This is a genomic window from uncultured Pseudomonas sp. (assembly GCF_913774235.1).
Taxonomy (GTDB): Bacteria; Pseudomonadota; Gammaproteobacteria; order Pseudomonadales; family Pseudomonadaceae; genus Chryseomonas.
Genome location: NZ_CAJYDW010000019.1, coordinates 22788 through 43647, shown reverse-complemented (window position 1 = coordinate 43647; position 20860 = coordinate 22788). Strand labels below are relative to the sequence as shown.

The following is a 20860-nucleotide window of genomic DNA, read 5'->3' as shown; positions in this document are numbered from 1 at the left end:
CGCCTCTGCTATGATCGGCCGCTGTCGATCGTCGAGAAGCCCATGCGTGTCCTGCTGTTCCTGCTCACCCTGCTGCTGACCCTGCCCGCCGCCGCGGGTCTGTTCGACGCGCCACGCCCGGCCGCCGACCTGGGGCTGGGCGGCCAGCGTCCCAGTCAGCAATTCCTGCCGGTGGATCAGGCCTTTCGCCTGGAGCAGCGCCGCGATGCCGAGGGTCGTCCCCAGGTGCGCTTCATCATCGCCGAAGGCTATTACCTCTATCGGCAACGCTTCGCCTTCGACGCCGACCCCGGTCTGCTGACCGCGCCGGTGGCCCTGCCGCCCGGCGAGCCCAAGCACGATGAATGGTTCGGCGACGTCCAGGTCTATCACGCCGGCGTCGACATCCCCCTGCCCCTGACGCCCGACCGCGGCGGCCAGATAAAGGTGACCTACCAGGGCTGCGCCGATCGCGGTCTCTGCTATCCGCCGGAAACCCGTACTCTGGACATCGCCGGACCTGCGATGTCGACCGCAGCGACCCCGGCGGCGGCCGCTACGGTCCCCGATCAGCTCGGCTGGAACAGGATCCTGCTGGCCTTTCTCGCCGGACTCGGGCTGACCTTCACTCCCTGCGTCCTGCCGATGCTGCCCATCGTCTCGGCGGTGGTCCTGGCCGGCAAGGCGCGTCCCGGACGTGGCCTGCTGCTGGCACTGGCCTACGTGGTGCCCATGGCCCTGAGCTTCGCTGCCCTGGGCGCGCTCATGGGGGTCTTTGGCGCCAGTCTCAACCTGCAGGCGCAATTGCAGTCGGCCTGGGTGCTGATTCCCTTCGCCGCGCTGTTCGCGATGTTCGCCCTGGCCATGTTCGGTCTCTTCGAACTGCGCCTGCCGGCGGTCCTCCGCGATCGCCTGGAACAGCTGGCCAGCGGCACCCGCGGCGGCTCCCTGGGTGGCGCGGCCACCCTGGGCGTGCTCTCCAGCCTGATCGTCTCGCCGTGCGTCTCGGCGCCCCTGGCGGGCCTGCTGCTCTATATCAGCAGCACCGCCGACTGGCTCGGCGGCGGACTGGCGCTGTTCGCCCTGGGCCTGGGCATGGGTACCCCGCTGATCCTCATCGCCGCCGGTGGTGGCGCCCTGCTGCCACGCAGCGGCGCCTGGCTGGTGGGCATGCGCAACGCCTTCGGCGTTCTGCTGTTGGCGGTGGCCCTGTGGCTGCTCGAACGGTTGCTCCCGGGGCCATTGGCCCTGGCCGCCTGGGGCCTGCTGGCGGCCGGCGTCGGGCTGTTTCTCGGCGCCCTGGAATTCGTGCCCAAGCCACCCCGTCAGCGGCTGCTGCAACTGGCCGGCCTGACCCTGGTGGTCTATGGCGCGGCGGCCGGCATCGGCGCCCTGCGCGGTGCCAGCGATCCCTTGCGCCCCCTGGGCGATGCCGCGGCGCCTGCCGTGGCCGCCCGCGCGGACGTCATGCACAGCCTCAGCGATCCGGCGGCCTTGGCCAGCAGTCTCGGCCAGGGGCGACCGGTGCTGGTGGATGTCTATGCCGACTGGTGCATCAGCTGCAAACTCATCGAGCGCGAGGTGTTCGGCGATCCCAAGGTGCAGGCGCAGTTGCAGGATTTCACACTGATCCGCTTCGATATGACGGCGAGCGACCGGGAACAGCGGCAATGGTTGGAGCGCCAGGGCCTGTTCGGCCCCCCAGCGATCCTGTTCTACGATGCCAAGGGCCAGGAACAGACCTCGGCTCGCATCGTCGGCGAAATCGACGCCACCGGCTTTCTCGCCCGCCTGGCTGAGGTAAAAAGGCTCAGCTCCAGCGATTAAAAGAAATTTCGCCCAACGTGCTGGCATTTCCGGCAAACGTCCAGCGACTGGACAGTCACCTCAGGTTGCGGCATAGTCCGCGGCCAATCTGGTTGCGAAAACGTGAGGCAAAGCGGCTATGGCGCATCTGCTGGTACTGCATGGGCCCAACCTGAATCTGCTGGGAACCCGAGAGCCGGGCGTCTACGGTGCCACCACCCTGGCCCAGATCAACGCCGATCTCGAAGCCCGCGCCAGCGCCGCCGGGCATCGCCTGCACTACCTGCAAAGCAACGCCGAGCACCAACTGATCGACCGCATCCATGCCGCGCGTGACGAAGGGGTGGATTTCATCCTGATCAATCCGGCCGCCTTTACCCATACCAGCGTCGCCCTACGTGACGCCTTGCTCGCGGTGAGCATCCCATTCATCGAAGTGCACCTCTCCAACGTGCACAAGCGCGAACCCTTCCGCCACCACTCCTACTTTTCCGACGTGGCGGTCGGGGTCATCTGCGGGCTCGGCGCCAGTGGCTACCGCCTGGCGCTGGAAGCCGCCTGCGAACAGCTCGCCGCCCGCGGCTGAACGCGACCCAATTTCTAGAACATCACCAGAACCCGAGGGGAGAGCCAACGCCAATGGACATCCGTAAAGTCAAGAAACTGATCGAGCTGCTGGAAGAGTCCGGTATCGACGAGCTGGAAATCCGCGAAGGCGAAGAATCCGTCCGCATCAGCCGCAACACCGGCCGTGGCCAGGGCATGCAGACCGTCTATGCCGCGGCCCCCGCTCCGGTCGCCGCCCCGGCTCCGGCTGCCGCGCCGGCCGCTGCTGCGCCCGCCGCCGAGGCTGCCGCTCCGCAACTGACCGGTAACGTGGCTCGTTCGCCCATGGTCGGCACCTTCTACCGCGCTTCCTCGCCCACCACCCCGCCCTTCGTCGAAGTCGGCCAACAGGTGAAGAAAGGCGACATCCTGTGCATCGTCGAAGCCATGAAGATGATGAACCACATCGAAGCCGAAGCCAGCGGCACCATCGGCCAGGTGCTGGTCGAGAACGGTCAGCCCGTCGAATTCGACCAGCCGTTGTTCACCATTGTCTAAGCCCGTGGAGCCCACGATGCTGGAAAAAGTCCTGATCGCCAACCGCGGGGAAATCGCCCTGCGCGTGGTGCGTGCCTGCAAGGAGCTGGGCATCAAGACGGTGGCGGTTCATTCCACCGCCGACCGCGAACTGATGCATCTGTCCCTCGCCGACGAATCGGTGTGCATCGGCCCGGCCCCCTCGCCCCAGTCCTACCTGAACATCCCGGCCATCATCAGTGCCGCGGAAGTCACTGGCGCCACCGCCATCCACCCCGGCTACGGCTTCCTCGCCGAGAACGCCGACTTCGCCGAGCAGGTGGAGCAATCCGGCTTCGCCTTCGTCGGCCCCACCGCTGACGTGATTCGCCTGATGGGCGACAAGGTGTCCGCCAAGAACGCCATGAAGCAGGCCGGCGTCCCCACCGTGCCGGGCTCCGATGGCGCCCTGCCGGATGACGAGGCCGAGTGCCTGCGCATCGGCCGCGAAGTCGGCTATCCGGTGATCATCAAGGCCGCCGGTGGCGGTGGTGGTCGCGGCATGCGCGTGGTCGAGGACGAGGCCGAGCTGATCAAGTCGATCAAGCTGACCCAGACCGAAGCCGGCGCCGCCTTCGGCAACTCCATGGTCTACATGGAGAAGTTCCTCGGCAATCCGCGTCACGTGGAAGTCCAGGTGCTCTCCGATGGCCAGGGCAACGCCGTGCACCTCTACGACCGCGACTGCTCGCTGCAGCGTCGTCACCAGAAGGTCATCGAGGAGGCGCCTGCGCCCCAGATCGACGAGAAGGCCCGCGAAGAAGTCCTGGCGCGCTGCGTCAAGGCCTGCATCGACATCGGCTACCGCGGCGCCGGCACCTTCGAGTTCCTCTACGAAGACGGTCGCTTCTACTTCATCGAGATGAACACCCGCGTGCAGGTGGAGCATCCGGTGACCGAGATGATCACTGGCGTCGACATCGTCAAGGAGATGCTCAGCATCGCTGCGGGCAACAAACTGTCGATCAAGCAGGAAGACATCAAGATCACCGGCCACGCCATCGAGTGCCGGATCAACGCCGAAGATCCCAAGACCTTCATGCCCTCCCCGGGCCTGGTCAAGCACTACCATGCGCCGGGCGGCAATGGCGTGCGGGTGGATTCGCACCTGTACAGCGGTTACAAGGTTCCGCCGAACTACGATTCGCTGATCGCCAAGCTGATCACCTGGGGCAAGACCCGCGACGAGGCCATGGCCCGGATGCGCAACGCCCTGGACGAGCTGATCGTCGACGGCATCAAGACCAATGCCGATCTGCACCGGATGCTGACTCGCGACCAGGCCTTCGGCCAGGGCGGCGTGAACATCCACTACCTGGAGAAGAAGCTCGGTCTCCGTCACTAAGCACGTGACCGCTTCTGATCCAGTGAACGGGCTGCCCTCGGGCAGCCCGTTTTCATTTACCCTCCCCGCTTTGATCCGATTCAGGTAGCCCACCATGTCCTGGCTGCAAGTCCGCCTCGCCCTCACCCCCGCCCAGGCGGAAACCTACGAAGACCTCATGCTCGAACTGGGCGCCGTCTCGGTGACCTTCATGGACGCCGAGGACCAGCCGATCTTCGAGCCGGATCTCGGCACCACCCCGCTGTGGTCCCAGACTCATCTGCTGGCCCTGTTCGAAGGCGATACCGACGCTGCGGCCCTGGAGCAGCGTGTCCAACTCTTGGCCAACGGCCTGACCTACGAGGTGGAGCGCCTGGAAGACCAGGAATGGGAGCGCAGCTGGATGGACAACTTCCAGCCCATGCGCTTCGGCCAGCGACTGTGGATCGTGCCCAGCTGGCACGAGGCGCCGGAGCCGGAGGCGGTCAACCTGCTGCTGGACCCGGGCCTGGCCTTCGGTACCGGCACCCACCCCACCACCTCCCTATGCCTGCAATGGCTGGACGGCGAGCCGGTCGAGGGCCGTCAGGTGCTGGATTTCGGCTGCGGCTCGGGGATTCTCGCCATCGCCGCCCTACTGCTGGGCGCCGAGCGCGCAGTAGGCACCGACATCGACGTCCAGGCACTGGAAGCCTCGCGGGAGAACGCCAACCGCAACGGCATCGACCCGGCACGCTTTCCGCTGTACCTGCCTGCCGACCTGCCGAGCGAGCCGGCCGACGTGGTGGTGGCCAACATCCTCGCCGGTCCGCTGGTCGGCCTGGCGGAGCAGATCACCCGCCTGACCCGCGTCGGCGGCCGCCTCGCGCTCTCCGGCATCCTCGCCGAGCAGGCCGAGGACGTACGCGCCGCCTACGCCGGCAGCTTCGACCTGGAGCCCACCGCCACCCTGGACGGCTGGGTCCGCATCAGCGGTACCCGCCGTCAGTAGGCAACCGCTACGCCGCCGGACCGCTCACCGGGCGGGCCGGCGGAAGCCCTTCTTTCGCCAGGACCTTCGGGTACACTAGCGCGCTTAAATTCCCTGGCTGTCGCCTCGCCATGACCGATTCCCTCGTCGCCCAGTGTCCGCATTGCCATACTCGCTTCCGCGTCACCCAGGAACATCTGGCCGCTGCGGACGGTGACGTCAGGTGCGGCGTCTGTCTGGAAGTCTTCAATGCCAGCAACCAGGCCGCACCCCTGACCGCTCCGGTCGCCGCGCCCGCCCCGGCGGCCCCACCGCCGGCTGCGCCGACGCCGAGCGAAGCCGCCTGGCCGCACGACGAGCTGGATCTCAGCCACCTGGAGCTCGACGCCGAGGTCGCCCGCCTCGGCGCCCTGGAAGAGCAGCGTCGTGTTCCGGCCATGCCCGCTGTCGCCCCCTCGGTGCAGACACCACAGGAAGAACCGGCGCCGGAGCGCGGCCTGGCCGCGCGTCGTCCCGAGGACGACGAGGACCCGCTGGAACTGCCGGCACTGGGCGCCGTGACCGCCGAGCGGGAAGCCGACCCCGAGCCGCTGGCGCTGCACGCCGCTGCCGAGCCGGAACTCGACGACCACCCCGAGCCCGAAGTAGAGCCCGAGCCCGTCATCGCCCCGCGGTCGATCGCCCCTCTGACGCCCATCGCTGCCGGCACGGCGCCCCTGCGCCCGGCCGCCCCGCCGCCGCCCGCCCCGCTCACGGTGCCCGCGCGCGAACGCCAGGAGCCGGCCCTCGGCCGCGTCGACGCCGAGGACGACGACCGTGCCGAACCCGGGCTGGGCCGCCTGGACGACTGGCAAGAGCCGGTCGCGGAGCCGCTCAGCGCCGATCGTGACGGCGAAGACGAAGCCCTGCCGGCCAAGTCGGCCACCGCGTTGCGCAGCGAGCCGGAATGGCAGGACGATCCCCTGGTGGACCTGCACGACGATCCCCTGCTGCTGGACACCCGTCGCGAACGGCCACGCTGGGGGCGGCGCCTGCTGTGGGGCTTCCTCTGCCTGCTGGCCCTGCTGGCCCTCGCCGGTCAGTACGTCTACTACCACTTCGACGAATTGGCGCGGCAGGACGGCTATCGCCCGCTGTTCGTCCAGGCCTGCGCCAGCCTTGGCTGCAAGGTGCCGTCCAAGGTCGACGTCGCGCAAATCCGCAGCAGTAACCTGGTGGTGCGCAGCCATCCGCAGTTCTCCGGCGCCCTGCGCGTCGATGCCATCCTCTACAACCGGGCGCCCTTCTCGCAGCCCTTCCCGCTGCTGGAACTGCGCTTCGCCGACCTCAACGGGCAGTTGCTCGCCAGCCGCCGTTTCAAGCCCGGCGAATACCTGAACGGCGAACTCAAGGGCCAGGACGAGATGCCGCCGCAGACGCCGATCCACATCGCCCTGGACATCCTCGATCCCGGGCCACGGGCGGTGAATTACAGCCTGAGCTTCTTTTCGCCGGAGTGAGGGCACCCGGGAATTGCTCATAAACTAGCCAACTCGCGCTTTATCCGGAGGCGGCGAGCGGGTATCATTCCCAACCCTTTTCAAGCACAGCAGTCCCTGTCCGCGGCCGGTTTCCGGCGCAGGCGGAACAGGTGCCTATTCGCCAGGGAAAAAGATATGTCGATGGTACGCATCGGCCCTTATACCTTGCCCAATCCGCTGATTCTCGCGCCCATGGCCGGGGTCACCGACCTGCCCTTCCGCCGCCTGTGCCTCGCACTGGGCGCCGGCATGGCCGTGTCGGAAATGGTCACCAGCGACGTGCGTCTCTACGACAGCCGCAAGTCGCGGCTGCGCCTGATCCACGCCAGCGAGCAGGAGCCGCGCTCGGTGCAGATCGCTGGCGGCGATCCGGCGATGCTGGCCGAAGCGGCCCAGCGCAATGTCGAGCTCGGCGCCCAGATCATCGATATCAACATGGGCTGCCCGGCCAAGAAGGTCTGCAACAAGGCCGCCGGCTCGGCGCTGATGAAGGACGAGGCCCTGGTGGCCGAGATCCTCGCCGCGGTGGTGGCCGCCGTGGAGGTGCCCGTCACCCTGAAGATCCGCACCGGCTGGGATCCCGAGCACCGCAACGGCCCGCGCATCGCGCGCCTGGCCGAGGATGCCGGCATCCAGGCCCTGGCCGTGCATGGCCGCACCCGTGACGACAGATTCCTCGGCGCCGCCGAATACGACACCATCGCCACTATCAAGCAGGCGGTCGGCATCCCGGTATTCGCCAATGGCGACATCGACAGCCCGGAAAAGGCCCGGGCTGTGCTCGAACACACCCGTTGCGACGGCCTGCTGATCGGCCGCGCCGCCCAGGGCCGGCCCTGGATCTTCCGCGAGATCGCCCATTACCTGGCCACCGGCGAACATCTGCCGGCCCCCAGTGATGCCGAGGTGGAACGCATCCTGCTTGAGCATCTCGCCGCACTTCACGCCTTCTATGGCCCGGAGATGGGCGTGCGCATCGCCCGCAAGCACGTCGGCTGGTACCTCGCCGACCGTCCTGGCGCCGCGGAATCGCGCGCCCTGTTCAATCGTTTGCAAGACGCGGACGCGCAGTACGCCAGCATTCGCGCCTTCTTCGCGCAGCCCCCGATCGGGAAGCAGGTGGCATGAATTCGATGACCCAGACCCCTTTGACTGGAATAGCGCCCGTGAGCGAAAACGGCGACTTGAAGCAGCACCTGACCGCTCCCCTGCAGGAGGGCCAGACGCTGCGCGACAGCGTCGAGAAGGCGCTACGCAATTATTTCGCCCATCTCGATGGGCAGCCGGTGACCGACGTCTACAACATGGTGCTCTGCGAAGTGGAAGCACCGCTGCTCGAAAGCGTGATGAATTACGTCAAGGGCAACCAGACCAAGGCTTCGGAAATGCTCGGCCTCAATCGCGGCACCCTGCGCAAGAAGCTCAAGCAGTACGACCTGCTCTGATCCGCCTCCTCGCCGGCGGCCCTGAGGGCTCGGCCGGCGGCCTCTCTTCTCCTGATGGACATGACCATGACCGACCAGACCTCTCGCCTCCCCGTCCGCCGTGCGCTGATCAGCGTGTCCGACAAGACGGGCGTCGTCGACTTCGCCCGTGAACTCGCGGCCATCGGCGTGGAAATCCTGTCCACCGGCGGCACCTACAAGCTGCTGCGCGACGAAGGCATCCCGGCCGTGGAAGTCGCCGACTACACCGGCTTCCCGGAGATGATGGACGGTCGCGTCAAGACCCTGCACCCGAAGATCCACGGTGGCATCCTCGGCCGCCGCGGCGTCGATCATGAGGTGATGAGCGAGCACGGCATTCGCCCCATCGACCTGGTCGCGGTCAACCTCTATCCCTTCGCCGCCACCGTGGCCAAGCCCGGTTGCAGCCTGGCCGACGCCATCGAGAACATCGACATCGGCGGCCCGACCATGGTCCGCAGCGCGGCCAAGAACCACAAGGACGTTGCCATCGTGGTCAATGCCAGCGACTACGCGGCCATCCTCGACGACCTCAAGGCCGGTGGCCTGAGCTATGCCCAGCGTTTCGACCTGGCGCTCAAGGCCTTCGAGCACACCGCCGCCTACGACGGCATGATCGCCAACTACCTGGGCAGTATCGACCAGCAGGCCGAGACCCTGTCCACCGAAGGCCGCGCCGCCTTCCCGCGCACCTTCAGCGCCCAGTTCATCAAGGCGCAGGACATGCGCTATGGCGAGAACCCTCACCAGCAGGCGGCCTTCTACGTCGAGCACGCCAGCGAAGCCTGCGTGGCCACCGCCACCCAGCTGCAGGGCAAGGAACTGTCCTTCAACAACGTCGCCGACACCGACGCCGCCCTGGAAACCGTGAAGAGCTACGAGGAGCCGGCCTGCGTCATCGTCAAGCACGCCAATCCCTGCGGCGTGGCCGTGGCCGGCGACATCCGCCAGGCCTATGAACTGGCCTATGCCACCGACAACGAGTCGGCCTTCGGCGGCATCATCGCCTTCAACCGTGAGCTGGACGCCGAGACCGCCCGTGCCATCGTCGAACGCCAGTTCGTCGAGGTGATCATCGCCCCGCGCGTCAGCGCCGAAGCCCGCGAAGTCGTCGCCGCCAAGGCCAACGTCCGCCTGCTGGAGTGCGGCGAGTGGCCCGCCGAGCGCAAGCCTGGCCTGGACCTCAAGCGCGTCAACGGCGGCCTGCTGGTGCAGAGCCGCGACATCGCCATGATCACCGCCGCCGACCTCAAGGTAGTGACCCAGCGCGCACCCAGCGAGCAGGAGCTGCAGGACCTGATCTTCGCCTGGAAGGTGGCCAAGTTCGTCAAATCCAACGCCATCGTCTACGCCAAGGGCCAGCAGACCGTGGGCATCGGCGCGGGCCAGATGAGCCGCGTCAACTCGGCGCGCATCGCCGCCATCAAGGCCGAGCACGCCGGTCTGGCCGTGGCCGGGGCGGTCATGGCCTCGGACGCCTTCTTCCCCTTCCGCGACGGCATCGACAACGCTGCGGCGGTCGGCATCACCGCGGTGATCCAGCCAGGCGGCTCCATGCGTGACGCCGAGGTCATCGCCGCCGCCGACGAAGCGGGCATCGCCATGGTCTTCACCGGCATGCGCCACTTCCGCCACTAAGCGCCTGCCACGGCGCGGCCGCCAGGCCTCGCCGTCACGCCAATTTTCAGCGGCGGCCGCTCCGATGCGGCCGTCCGAGAGGAACTCTGCATGAACGTACTCATCATCGGCAGCGGCGGTCGCGAACACGCCCTGGCCTGGAAGGTCGCCCAGGACAGCCGGGTGACCAAGGTCTATGTCGCTCCGGGCAACGCCGGCACCGCCACCGAAGCCAAGTGCGAGAACGTCGCCCTCGACGTCCTGGCCCTGGAACAACTGGCCGATTTCGCCGCCGCCAACGTCCAGCTGACCATCGTCGGCCCCGAGGCGCCCCTGGTGGCCGGCGTGGTCGACCTGTTCCGCCGCCGCGGCCTGCCCTGCTTCGGCCCCACCGCCGGCGCGGCCCAGCTGGAAGGCTCCAAGGCCTTCACCAAGGACTTCCTGGCACGCCATCAGATTCCTACCGCCGCCTATGCCAACTTCACCGAGGTGGAGCCGGCCCTGGCCTATCTGCGCGAGCAGGGTGCCCCCATCGTCATCAAGGCCGACGGTCTGGCCGCCGGCAAGGGCGTGATCGTCGCCATGACCCTGGCCGAAGCCGAGGACGCGGTGCGTGACATGCTCTCCGGCAATGCCTTCGGCGACGCGGGCGCGCGGGTGGTGATCGAGGAATTCCTCGATGGCGAGGAAGCCAGCTTCATCGTCATGGTCGACGGCAAGAACGTCCTGCCCATGGCCACCAGCCAGGACCACAAGCGCGTCGGCGATGGCGACAGCGGCCCCAATACCGGCGGCATGGGCGCCTACTCTCCGGCGCCGGTGGTGACCCCCGAGGTCCACGCCCGGGTCATGCGCGAGATCATCGAGCCCACCGTGGCCGGGATGGCCGCCGAAGGCAATGTCTACACCGGCTTCCTCTACGCCGGCCTGATGATCGATGCCAGCGGTGCGCCCAAGGTCATCGAATTCAACTGCCGCTTCGGCGATCCCGAGACCCAGCCGGTGATGCTGCGCCTGCAGTCCAGCCTGGTACTGCTGGTGGAAGCGGCACTGGCCGAGGCGCTCGACAAGATCGAAGCACGCTGGGATCCGCGCCCGAGTCTGGGCATCGTCCTGGCCGCCGGTGGCTACCCGGGTGACTACGCCAAGGGCGACGCCATCGCTGGCCTGGAAGCCGCCGCGGCCCTGCCGGGCAAGGTGTTCCATGCCGGCACCAGCCTGCGCGACGGTCAGGTGGTAACAGCCGGTGGTCGGGTGCTGTGCGCCACGGCGTTGGGTGATACGGTTTCCGCTGCCCAGCAGAACGCCTATGCCCTGGCTCGGGAAATTTCCTGGAATGGCTGTTTCTTCCGTAGCGACATCGGCTACCGTGCCATCGCCCGCGAGCGAGAGTGACGCTCGTCCGAAATTCGTCCGTCCAGCCGATGACGTCACCGGCTGCGACGGGCTGATCTATACTCGCTACCTGCATCCGCGAAGGGAACTCTCGTGCACCGGCTCTGGATCGCCCTAGGCTTTGTGGTCAGCTGGCTACTGTTGCTGGCGGTGGCCAACTCCGTGCAAGCCGAGAACCCGCCAGATGCGGGCTGGGCGCAGTACGAAGACGCCACCGGCGAATTCCGCCTGGATGACGTGCGCGACCGTCTCTCCGCCTTCAAGCCGCTGATCGCCAACAAGACCCACAGACCGGCCGGCCCAGGCGCCCTCTGGCTGCACACCCGGGTCTCGCCCGACACCCAGCAGCGGTTGCTGCGCATCATCTCGCCCAACGTCGGCTACCTGGATTTCTACGCCTACAGCGAAGACCAGTTGCTCAGCGAGATTCGCGATGGCCTGGCCCGACCGCTGCTCAATCCCCAGCAGATCAGCCGCGACTTCGTCTTCACCATCCCGCCCAGCACCGAGCCGCTGGACCTGTTCCTGAGATTCGAATCGCCCCAGCCGATGCGCATCGCGCTGACCCTCAGCAACAGCGCCGAGGCCGAGATCACCCATCGCCTGGTGATGTTCGGCGTGTTGCTCGGCTGCCTGGCCATGCTCGCCCTGTACAATGGCATCCAGCTGCTCTACCACCGCAGCCGCGCCACCAGTGCCCTGACCGTCCTGCTGGTGATGTTGGTGTGCGTGGCGCTCAATCTCTTCGGCCTGAGCAAGTTCCTGCTCGGCAGTTTCAAGAATCAGGCGCCGTTGCTGACCGATCTGTCGGTCCTCGCCTGCAGCGCAGCCGGACTGCACCTGGTCGCCGCCTTCTTCGGCTGGCGCCGGCTGCCGCTCTGGACCCGCCGGGTGATCCGGGCCCTGCTGGCCCTGGTGGCCCTGGCGGCCGCGGGACGGGTACTCGCCGGCGACCTCTACGTCGGCGACTGGCTGATGCTGGTCAACGGCCTGGTGCTGTTCGCCTGCCTGGCGATCGCCAGCGAGCGCTGGCACCAGGGCGCTCGCTATGCGCGGCTGCTGGTGGTCTGTTGTGCCCTGCTGGGATTGTCCGGCCTGATCGCCCTGCCGATCCTCAGCGGCTACGCCAATGCACCGTTGTGGCTGGGGCGGGCGCTGATGAGCAGTTGCATGCTCGGCGGCATCCTGCTCACCCTGGCCTTGGAAGAACGCCGCCGCTACCTGCGCGAGGAGCAATTCACCCGCACCCGCGATCGCGCCGCCAACCACGCCGAGCTCAAGGGCAAGGCCGAATTCCTCTCGCGCATCAGCCATGAGATCCGCACCCCCATGAACGGCGTGCTGGGCATGACCGAACTGCTGCAGGGCACGGCGCTGTCGGCCAAGCAGCGCGACTACGTGCAGACCATCCACAGCGCCGGCGCCGAATTGCTCAATCTGATCAACGAGATCATCGACATCACCCGCCTGGAAAGCGGCCAGATCGAACTGGAAGAGGTGACCTTCGATCTCAATGCCCTGCTCGACGACTGCCTGGACATCTTCCGCCCCCGCGCCGAGGAACACCGGGTCGAACTGCTCAGTTTCATCCAGCCCCAGGTACCGCGCCGCTTCATCGGCGACCCGACCCGTCTGCGTCAGATTCTGCTCAACCTGCTGGAAAACGCCTTCCAGCGGACCGAAGAGGGCGAGATCCTGCTGGTGATCTCCCTGGAAGAGGCCGCCGGCCACGCCCCGCGGCTGCGCATCTCCGTGCAGGACAGCGGCACGCCGCTGGATGCCACCCTCAGCCGCCAGCTGCTGTCCAGCCATCTCGACAGCCGTGACTTCCTCACCGGCGACACCGACAGCCTCGACTTCGGCCTGATCATCGCCCGCCAGCTGGTGCTGCTGATGCAGGGTGAATTCGGCATCCAGAACAATGCCGAGGGCGGCTCCAGTTTCTGGATCAGCCTGCCCATCCCGGCCCAGGCCCTGGTGCTGTCCCGCGGCGACAGCGACTACCCGCTGCAGGACGTTCGCGTCCTGGTGGTCGACGACAACGAGCTGTGCCGCAAGGTCTTGCAGCAGCAATGCAGTGCCTGGGGCATGCAGGTGGTCACCGCCGCCTCCGGCCGCGAGGCCCTGGCGCTGCTGCGCACCCAATCGCACCTGCGCGAATACTTCGACGTCGTCCTGCTCGACCAGCAGATGCCCGGCATGACCGGCATGCAACTGGCGGCGCGTATCAACGAAGACGAGAACCTTAACCACGACCTGCTGCTGATCATGCTCACCGGGCTGAGCAACGCGCCCAGCAAGGTCATCGCCCGCAATGCCGGCATCAAGCGCATCATGGCCAAGCCGGTGGCTGGCTATACCCTCAGAGCCACCCTCGCCGACGAACTGTCCCGCCGCGGCCAGCGCGCCAGCGAACCGGAACCCCAGGAGCAGCCGAGCGGCGTTCCGGCCGACTTCCGGGTGCTGGTGGCCGAGGACAACAGCATCTCGGTCAAGGTGATCCGCGGCATGCTCAAGAAGCTCGGCGTGGAGCCCGACACCGTGAGCAACGGCCTGGAGGCCTTCGAGAAGCTCCAGCAGAACACCTATGACCTGATCCTGATGGACTGCGAGATGCCCCTGCTCGACGGCTTCGGTGCCACGCGCCGGTTGCGCGCCTGGGAGCAACAGAACCACAGGTCGCGTACCCCGGTGGTGGCACTGACCGCCCACATCCTCGCCGAGCACAAGGATCGCGCCCAGGAGGCCGGCATGGACGGCCACATGGGCAAGCCGATCGAACTATCCCAGCTACGCGAGCTGCTGCTCTACTGGGCCGAGCGCCGGCGCCTGGACGTGAGCAAGCCCGGTCTCAAGGCGCATCCTTGAATCTGTCCTTGACGTAGGTGATCTCGGTCTTGCCGTGCGGCACCGGATTGCCGTCCTCGTCGAGGTTGACGAAGACGATCTTGTCGATGGTGAGGATGCTCTTGCGGGTGATCTTGTTGCGCACCTCGCATCTCAGAGTAATGGAGGTCCGGCCGAACTCGGTGGCGGTGATGCCCAGTTCGATGATGTCGCCCTGGCGCGAGGCGCTGATGAAGTTGATCTCCGAGATGTACTTGGTCACCACCTTGGGATTTTCCAGCTGGACGATGGCGTAGATCGCCGCCTCCTCATCGATCCATTTCAGCAGGCTGCCGCCGAACAGGGTGCCATTGGCGTTGAGGTCCTCGGGTTTCACCCATTTGCGGGTATGGAAGTTCATCAGGGTTCCTTGAATGTCCAGGGGGTTGGGGCATCAGATCAGGGCGCGCGCGGTAGATTCCGGTGGACATGAGGCAGAGCGCCACCCTTTGGGTTTGGTGCGATCCTCGTTATACTGCCCGCGCATCGCGGCCACCAGGCCGCCCCGCCTTCCGCTCGAGGGGCGCTGCAGCACGCTGCGTTATCCCATCCTAGCCGACCCGCCGCCGCTGCGGGAATCTCGGCGGGCATGACGCCAGACGTTGTCAGGCTCGAGTGGAGCGTTATCAGAACGCATCAACGGCGCCCATTCGCACCTAACGAATGGAGACTCTTCAATGAGCGCTGTCCTCACGCCTGCCGCTTTCAACGATTTCAAGGTCGCCGACATTTCCCTGGCCGACTGGGGTCGTCGCGAAGTCATCATCGCCGAATCGGAAATGCCCGCTCTGATGGGCCTGCGCCGCAAGTACGCCGGCGAGCAACCCCTGGCCGGTGCCAAGATCCTCGGCTGCATCCACATGACCATCCAGACCGCCGTGCTCATCGAGACCCTGGTGGCCCTGGGCGCCGAAGTGCGCTGGTCCAGCTGCAACATCTTCTCCACCCAAGACCAGGCCGCGGCCGCCATCGCCGCCGCCGGCATCCCGGTGTTCGCCTGGAAGGGCGAGACCGAAGCCGAATACGAGTGGTGCATCGAGCAGACCATCCTCAAGGACGGCCAGCCCTGGGACGCCAACATGGTGCTGGACGACGGTGGTGACCTGACCCAGATCCTGCACGACAAGTACCCGCAGGTGCTGGAACGCGTCCACGGCATCACCGAAGAGACCACCACCGGCGTGCACCGCCTGCTGGACATGCTCAAGGACGGCACCCTCAAGGTCCCGGCGATCAACGTCAACGACTCGGTCACCAAGAGCAAGAACGACAACAAGTATGGCTGCCGCCACAGCCTCAACGACGCCATCAAGCGCGCCACCGACCACCTGCTGTCTGGCAAGCAGGCGCTGGTGATTGGCTACGGCGACGTGGGCAAGGGCTCGGCCGCCTCGCTGCGTCAGGAAGGCATGATCGTCAAGGTCTCGGAAGTCGATCCGATCTGCGCCATGCAGGCCTGCATGGATGGTTACGAGCTGGTCTCGCCCTATGTCGACGGCCTGAACGACGGCAGTGAAGGCTCCGTGGATCGCGCCCTGCTGGGCAAGATCGATCTGATCGTCACCACCACCGGCAACGTCAACGTCTGTGACGCCCACATGCTCAAGGCGCTGAAGAAGCGCGCCGTGGTCTGCAACATCGGTCACTTCGACAACGAGATCGACACCGCCTTCATGCGCCAGCACTGGGGCTGGGAAGAGGTGAAGCCGCAGGTGCACAAGATCCACCGCACCGGCTTGACCGTCGACCCGACCAACGACGACTACCTGATCCTGCTGGCCGAGGGCCGGCTGGTGAACCTGGGCAACGCTACCGGCCACCCCAGCCGCATCATGGATGGCTCCTTCGCCAACCAGGTACTGGCCCAGATCCACCTGTACCAGGAGAAGTTCGCCGACCTGCCGGTCGCCGAGAAAACCGCCAACGTCACCGTCATGGTCCTGCCCAAGAAGCTCGACGAAGAAGTGGCCCTGGAAATGGTGAAAGGCTTCGGTGGCGTCGTCACCCGCCTGACCGAGGCTCAGGCCAAGTACATCGGCGTGACCCAGGACGGCCCCTTCAAGCCGGACAGCTACCGCTACTGATGGCGCGCCCCGCCCGCGCGGGCGGGGCTTCTCACGAGAGAGACGACGTGAAACCCAGTCTGAGTTTCGAATTCTTTCCCTGCAAGACCGAAGCGGGCCACGAGAAGCTGATCGCCACCGCGCGGCAGTTAGCCGGCCACGGGCCGGAGTTCTTCTCCTGCACCTACGGCGCCGGCGGCTCGACCCGCGATGGCACCTACCGCACCGTGCGCCAGCTCAACGACGAGGTCGGCGTGCCGACCGCGCCGCATCTGTCCTGCGTCGGCGACAGCAAGGCCAAGCTGCGCGAACTGCTGCAGCAGTACCAGGAAGCCGGCATCAACCGCATCGTCGCCCTGCGCGGTGACCTGCCCTCCGGCATGGGCCTGTCCGGTGGCGGCGAGTTGCGTCACGCCAGCGACCTGGTCGCCTTTATCCGCGAGGAAACCGGCGACCACTTCCATATCGAGGTCGCCGCCTATCCGGAAACCCATCCGCAGGCGCGCAGCTTTACGGACGACGTGCGCAATTTCGTGTACAAGATGCAGGCGGGTGCCGACCGCGCGGTCACCCAGTACTTCTTCAATGCCGATTGCTACTTCCATTTTGTGGAACGTGTCCGCAAACTGGGAGTCGAAGCTCCTGTGATCCCTGGCATCATGCCGATCACCAACTACAGCAAGTTGGCACGCTTCTCCGATGCCTGTGGCGCTGAACTGCCGCGCTGGCTGCGGAAGCAATTGGAAGCTTACGGTGATGATACCCAGAGCATCCAAGCCTTCGGCGAAGAAGTCATGACCGCCCTGTGCGAGCGTCTGCTCGAAGGTGGGGCACCCGGCGTGCACTTCTACACCTTGAACCAAGCGGAACCTTGCATCGCCATCTGGCGAAACCTCGGTTTCTGAAGCCGGCCACGCGTTTTGGCGGCGGCTTCGCCCAATCGTGATTACCGCTTCCGGTCATCGCCCGGCTCTTCATCCAGCGCAGGATGACGAGTGCGGGCGAGACGTTCGAACCTTTCGGACGTCAACCAGGAGCGCAACCGCGCCCCCACGTCGGCGGGACGCCGACAGAGACAGGAACCCCGCATGTCCTTCATTTCCCTCGGTCTCTCCGAGGCCCTTGCCCGCGCCGTGGAAGACGCCGGCTACCTGAACCCCACTCCCGTCCAGCAACGCGCCATTCCGGCCGTCCTGCAGGGTCGCGATCTGATGGTGGCGGCCCAGACCGGCACCGGCAAGACCGGCGGTTTCGCCCTGCCGGTCCTGGAGCGACTGTTCCCCAACGGTCATCCCGATGGTCACCACTATGTCGCCAAGCAACCGCGCGTCCTGGTGCTGACCCCGACCCGCGAGCTGGCGGCCCAGGTGCACGACAGCTTCAAGGTCTATGCCCATGACCTGCCCATGCGCAGTGCCTGCGTCTTCGGCGGCGTCGGCCTCAAGCCGCAGGTCACTGCCCTGGCCAAGGGTGTCGACGTGCTGGTCGCCTGCCCCGGCCGCCTGCTGGACCTCGCCGGTCAGCAGAGCGTCGATCTGTCCGCCGTCGAGATCCTGGTGCTGGACGAAGCCGACCGCATGCTCGACATGGGCTTCATCCATGACGTGAAGAAGGTCCTGGCCCGCCTGCCGGCGCAGCGCCAGAACCTGCTGTTCTCGGCGACCTTCTCCAAGGACATCACCGACCTTGCCGGCAAGCTGCTGCAGGACCCGGAGCGCATCGAGGTCACCCCGCCGAACACCACGGTGGAGCGCATCGAACAGCGCCTGTTCCGCATCCCGGCCAACCAGAAGCGCGCCCTGCTCGCCCACCTGATCACCCTGGGTGCCTGGGAGCAGGTGCTGGTGTTCACCCGCACCAAGCATGGCGCCAACCGCCTGGCCGAGTACCTGAACAAGCATGGCCTGCCGGCCGCGCCGATCCATGGCAACAAGAGCCAGAACGCGCGCACCAAGGCCCTGGCCGACTTCAAGAGCAACGACATCCGCGTACTGGTGGCCACCGACATCGCCGCCCGCGGCCTGGACATCGATCAGTTACCCCACGTGGTCAACTTCGAGCTGCCCAATGTCGAGGAAGACTATGTGCACCGCATCGGCCGTACCGGCCGGGCCGGTCGTAGCGGCGAGGCCATCTCGTTGGTGGCGCCGGACGAAGAGAAGCTGCTCAAGGCCATCGAGCGCCTGACCAAGCAGAGCATCCCCGACGGCGACATGCAGGGCTTCGACCCCGCCAGCGTCCCGCCGGAGCAACCGGAAGTGCGGGCGCCGCGCGAGCCGCGTGGCAAGCCGCAGCAGAATCGCCAGAAGAAGGCCGACAAGCCGGCGCGCAGCGAAGGCCAGGGGCAGAATCAAGGCCAGGGCCAGGGCAAAGCCAGCAATAGTGAGCAGTCCGGTGCGCAGCAGCCCCAGGGCGAGCGCAAGGGCCGTACGCGCAATCGTCGCAACCGCCGTGATCGTGATGACGCCGGTCAGGACAAGGCTGCCCAGCCCGGCCAGGCCGTTGCCCAACAGCCGCGCAATCGTGATCCGGAAGAATTCCTGGACGACGATTACGACAACTTCGGCAACAGCGTCGACTACGTGAGCCCCTACCAGGGCAAGGGCCGCAAAGGCCCGCGCAGTGGCAACGGCGGCAATGGTGCCCGTCCCGCCGCCGCTACCGGCAATGGCCAGCCCCGTCAGGGTCAGGGCCAGGGCGCTGCCCGTGGTCAGCGTGGCCAGCAACAGCAGCAGCCCGGCAAGCGTCGCGGCCAGAACGGCGGCCAGCCCCGCGCGGCCCGGCCTTACGAGGCCAGCCCCAACGAGGCGCGTTCCTACGCTGCCGAAGAGCGAGCGCCGAGCAAGCCGCAGCCGAAGATCGTGCACAAGCCGTCCCGTGCCGACCGCCTGCCGACGCTGGAGCAACTGGAAGAGCTGCCAAGCCGGCCGCGTAGCGAGAAACCCGCGCTGCTGACCCGCAACCGCGAAGCCTGATGGATCACGGGCCGCTCAGGCGGCTCGTTTTCCAGGCAAAAAGAAACCCCGCCATGGCGGGGTTTCTTTTTTAGGCTTGTTTGAGAAGTAGCCGAGCGAAGGTCAGGCAAGGCAAAAATCGGCGAGGAAGCGGAGTTTACAAAGGGTAAATGAGCATTCCGAGCCGGTTTTTAACGCAGCATGACCGAGCGCAGGCACTTATCAACCGAATCAGGCGTGGGCGGCGCGCAGGGCGTCGATATAGGGCTCGGCCTGGCGATGGCTGCGGATCAGCGCGATGAAGTCTTCACCCTCGGCATTGCGTGCATCGAGATCGTAGCCCGCTTCGACGAAGAAGCCGACGAAGCGCTCGAAGTCGTCAGGACGCAACCCGCGATAGGCCTTGACCAGCTTGTGCAGAGACGCTGGGGTATCGTCCGCCGGTTCGACGTCGAGGAACAGCTTGATCTGCTCGTCACTGATCTCTTCACCGATGACCTGCTTTTTATCCTTGCGCATCCTTTGGCTACCTGTGCTGGGGGATTTGAGGGAGGGTCGATTCTACCCCCGCCATCCGCCGCCCCGCCAGTGACAAAGCCATGGCAATACCGCGAGGCCGACCAAAAGTTCAATCGAACTGAGCACGCATCCAGGCGCGATAGCGGTCGGCATCCGCTGCCCCTTCCAACGGCGCCCAGGCGGGTCGCTCTCCCTCGCCGAGGGGGACGAAGGGGCCGGCCTTGCATTCGAAGAACAGGCAATCGCCGCCCAGGGCGACCAGGGCATGGAAATGCCCGGGTGCCAGATCGACACCCAGGCAACCGGCGGCCTGGGACAGCTCGCGACGCAGCAATACCTGCCCGTCTTCGGCGAAGGTCAGCAGCCCCAGCCGCCCCTGCAGCACCAGCAGGCTCTCGGCCTTGCGCGGGTCCAGGTGGCGATGGGGTGGCACGTAGCTGTCTTCGCACAGGCCCACCACCAGCCGGTGGCAGGGCTCGTCCATGGAATGCAGATTGTGATGGGCGCGCCGGCGCGGACTGGCCGCCGCCTGCCGGAGCAGGTCGGCGAACAGTGCCTGATCGAACAGGCGGGCGGTCACAGTCCCTTCACGGCGTAGATGCCGGGGGCGTTGCGCCAGTAGCCCTTGTAGTCCATGCCGTAGCCGAAGATGTAGCGATCGATGCAGGGCAGGCCGACGTAGGTGGCTTCCAGGCCCTTGACCTTGCGGTCGTGGGTCTTGTCGATCAGCACCGCGGTATGGACTTCGCGGGCGCCGGCGTGGCGGCAGAAGTCGATGATGGCCTTGAGGGTATGGCCCTCGTCGAAGATGTCGTCGACGATCAGCACATCGCGATCGATGAAGGACACCTCGGGCTTGGCCTTCCAGAACAGCTCGCCGCCGGTGGTCTCGTTGCGATAACGGGTGGCGTGCAGATAGGACATCTCCAGCGGGAAATTCAGCCGGGTGGCCAGCTTGCCGGTGAAGATCAGGCCGCCATTCATCACGCAGAAGACCACCGGATTACGCTCGGCGAGATCGGCGGTGATGGCCGCGGCGATCCGGTCGATGGCCGCTTCGACCTGGGCTTCGTCATAGAGGCAATCGGCCTCCTGCATGACCTGGCGGATGTGGGCGAGATCGGCGGACATGGGGCTTCTCCGGGGGACGGGGCGCCTGCCGGGTGGTTGGCGCGGATAAAAGGCGGCAAAGGTACAGACACCGCCGGCCGATCTCAAGCGCCGGCAGGCGGCTAGTAT

18 protein-coding genes and 1 riboswitch are annotated in these 20860 nt (G+C 66.4%); of the genes, 14 read left to right on the top strand and 4 right to left on the bottom strand.

Going from position 1 to position 20860, the window contains the following annotated elements; genetic code table 11:
- The first annotated feature begins 42 nt into the window (after positions 1–42).
- The 11 genes from dsbD (at position 43) to QZ471_RS20715 (ending at position 14067) form a co-directional block, all read left to right on the top strand.
- Positions 43–1806, top strand: a complete 1764-nt coding sequence (gene dsbD, locus QZ471_RS20765; RefSeq protein WP_295467390.1) for a protein-disulfide reductase DsbD — start codon at positions 43–45, stop codon at positions 1804–1806.
- A 118-nt stretch (positions 1807–1924) separates the two neighbouring features.
- Positions 1925–2371, top strand: a complete 447-nt coding sequence (aroQ, locus tag QZ471_RS20760) for a type II 3-dehydroquinate dehydratase (RefSeq protein WP_295467388.1) — start codon at positions 1925–1927, stop codon at positions 2369–2371.
- 53 nt (positions 2372–2424) lie between these two features.
- Entirely contained in the window at positions 2425–2889 is a 465-nt protein-coding gene (gene accB / locus QZ471_RS20755; RefSeq protein ID WP_058764986.1) for an acetyl-CoA carboxylase biotin carboxyl carrier protein, read from the top strand.
- A gap of 16 nt (positions 2890–2905) precedes the next feature.
- Entirely contained in the window at positions 2906–4252 is a 1347-nt protein-coding gene (accC, locus tag QZ471_RS20750) for an acetyl-CoA carboxylase biotin carboxylase subunit (RefSeq protein WP_058764988.1), read from the top strand.
- A gap of 94 nt (positions 4253–4346) precedes the next feature.
- Positions 4347–5222 carry a 50S ribosomal protein L11 methyltransferase gene (gene prmA / locus QZ471_RS20745; protein WP_295467384.1) on the top strand — a complete coding sequence of 292 codons (876 nt, stop codon included), beginning with the start codon at positions 4347–4349 and terminating at the stop codon, positions 5220–5222.
- Between the two features lie 110 nt (positions 5223–5332).
- Positions 5333–6700: a DUF3426 domain-containing protein gene (locus tag QZ471_RS20740; protein WP_295467383.1), complete on the top strand. Its 1368-nt coding sequence runs from the start codon at positions 5333–5335 to the stop codon at positions 6698–6700.
- A gap of 156 nt (positions 6701–6856) precedes the next feature.
- Positions 6857–7849, top strand: a complete 993-nt coding sequence (dusB, locus tag QZ471_RS20735) for a tRNA dihydrouridine synthase DusB (protein ID WP_295467381.1) — start codon at positions 6857–6859, stop codon at positions 7847–7849.
- Complete coding sequence (gene fis, locus QZ471_RS20730; RefSeq protein ID WP_295467379.1) at positions 7846–8166, top strand: DNA-binding transcriptional regulator Fis; 321 nt, start codon at positions 7846–7848, stop codon at positions 8164–8166. The genes dusB and fis overlap by 4 nt, the downstream gene beginning before the upstream one ends.
- A gap of 66 nt (positions 8167–8232) precedes the next feature.
- Positions 8233–9825 carry a bifunctional phosphoribosylaminoimidazolecarboxamide formyltransferase/IMP cyclohydrolase gene (purH, locus tag QZ471_RS20725; RefSeq protein ID WP_295467377.1) on the top strand — a complete coding sequence of 531 codons (1593 nt, stop codon included), beginning with the start codon at positions 8233–8235 and terminating at the stop codon, positions 9823–9825.
- A 90-nt stretch (positions 9826–9915) separates the two neighbouring features.
- Positions 9916–11199: a phosphoribosylamine--glycine ligase gene (purD, locus tag QZ471_RS20720; protein ID WP_295467375.1), complete on the top strand. Its 1284-nt coding sequence runs from the start codon at positions 9916–9918 to the stop codon at positions 11197–11199.
- 93 nt (positions 11200–11292) lie between these two features.
- The gene (locus QZ471_RS20715; protein ID WP_295467373.1) at positions 11293–14067 is read left to right on the top strand and encodes a hybrid sensor histidine kinase/response regulator; all 2775 of its coding nucleotides are present in this window, start codon (positions 11293–11295) and stop codon (positions 14065–14067) included.
- Here the strand turns inward: QZ471_RS20715 and QZ471_RS20710 are convergent.
- Positions 14051–14446: a hotdog domain-containing protein gene (locus tag QZ471_RS20710; protein ID WP_295467371.1), complete on the bottom strand. Its 396-nt coding sequence runs from the start codon at positions 14444–14446 to the stop codon at positions 14051–14053. The genes QZ471_RS20715 and QZ471_RS20710 overlap by 17 nt on opposite strands.
- Positions 14447–14597: 151 nt before the next feature.
- Positions 14598–14740, top strand: a riboswitch (S-adenosyl-L-homocysteine riboswitch).
- Between the two features lie 22 nt (positions 14741–14762).
- Here QZ471_RS20710 and ahcY point away from each other — a divergent pair.
- The 3 genes from ahcY (at position 14763) to QZ471_RS20695 (ending at position 19123) form a co-directional block, all read left to right on the top strand.
- Entirely contained in the window at positions 14763–16169 is a 1407-nt protein-coding gene (ahcY, locus tag QZ471_RS20705; RefSeq protein ID WP_295467368.1) for an adenosylhomocysteinase, read from the top strand.
- Positions 16169–17053, top strand: a complete 885-nt coding sequence (gene metF / locus QZ471_RS20700) for a methylenetetrahydrofolate reductase [NAD(P)H] (protein WP_295467366.1) — start codon at positions 16169–16171, stop codon at positions 17051–17053. The genes ahcY and metF overlap by 1 nt, the downstream gene beginning before the upstream one ends.
- Before the next feature lie 183 nt (positions 17054–17236).
- Positions 17237–19123: a DEAD/DEAH box helicase gene (locus QZ471_RS20695; RefSeq protein ID WP_295467364.1), complete on the top strand. Its 1887-nt coding sequence runs from the start codon at positions 17237–17239 to the stop codon at positions 19121–19123.
- Between the two features lie 210 nt (positions 19124–19333).
- Here the strand turns inward: QZ471_RS20695 and QZ471_RS20690 are convergent, their stop codons facing one another.
- The 3 genes from QZ471_RS20690 to QZ471_RS20680 all read right to left on the bottom strand — a co-directional run bounded on the left by QZ471_RS20690 (position 19334) and on the right by QZ471_RS20680 (position 20752).
- A complete protein-coding gene (locus QZ471_RS20690; protein ID WP_059230789.1) occupies positions 19334–19621 on the bottom strand; it encodes a PA4642 family protein in 288 nt (95 codons plus the stop codon).
- 109 nt (positions 19622–19730) lie between these two features.
- Entirely contained in the window at positions 19731–20201 is a 471-nt protein-coding gene (locus QZ471_RS20685; protein ID WP_295467361.1) for a WbuC family cupin fold metalloprotein, read from the bottom strand.
- Positions 20198–20752: a hypoxanthine-guanine phosphoribosyltransferase gene (locus QZ471_RS20680; protein ID WP_295467359.1), complete on the bottom strand. Its 555-nt coding sequence runs from the start codon at positions 20750–20752 to the stop codon at positions 20198–20200. Before QZ471_RS20680 ends, QZ471_RS20685 begins: the two co-directional genes overlap by 4 nt.
- Positions 20753–20860: the final 108 nt, after the last annotated feature.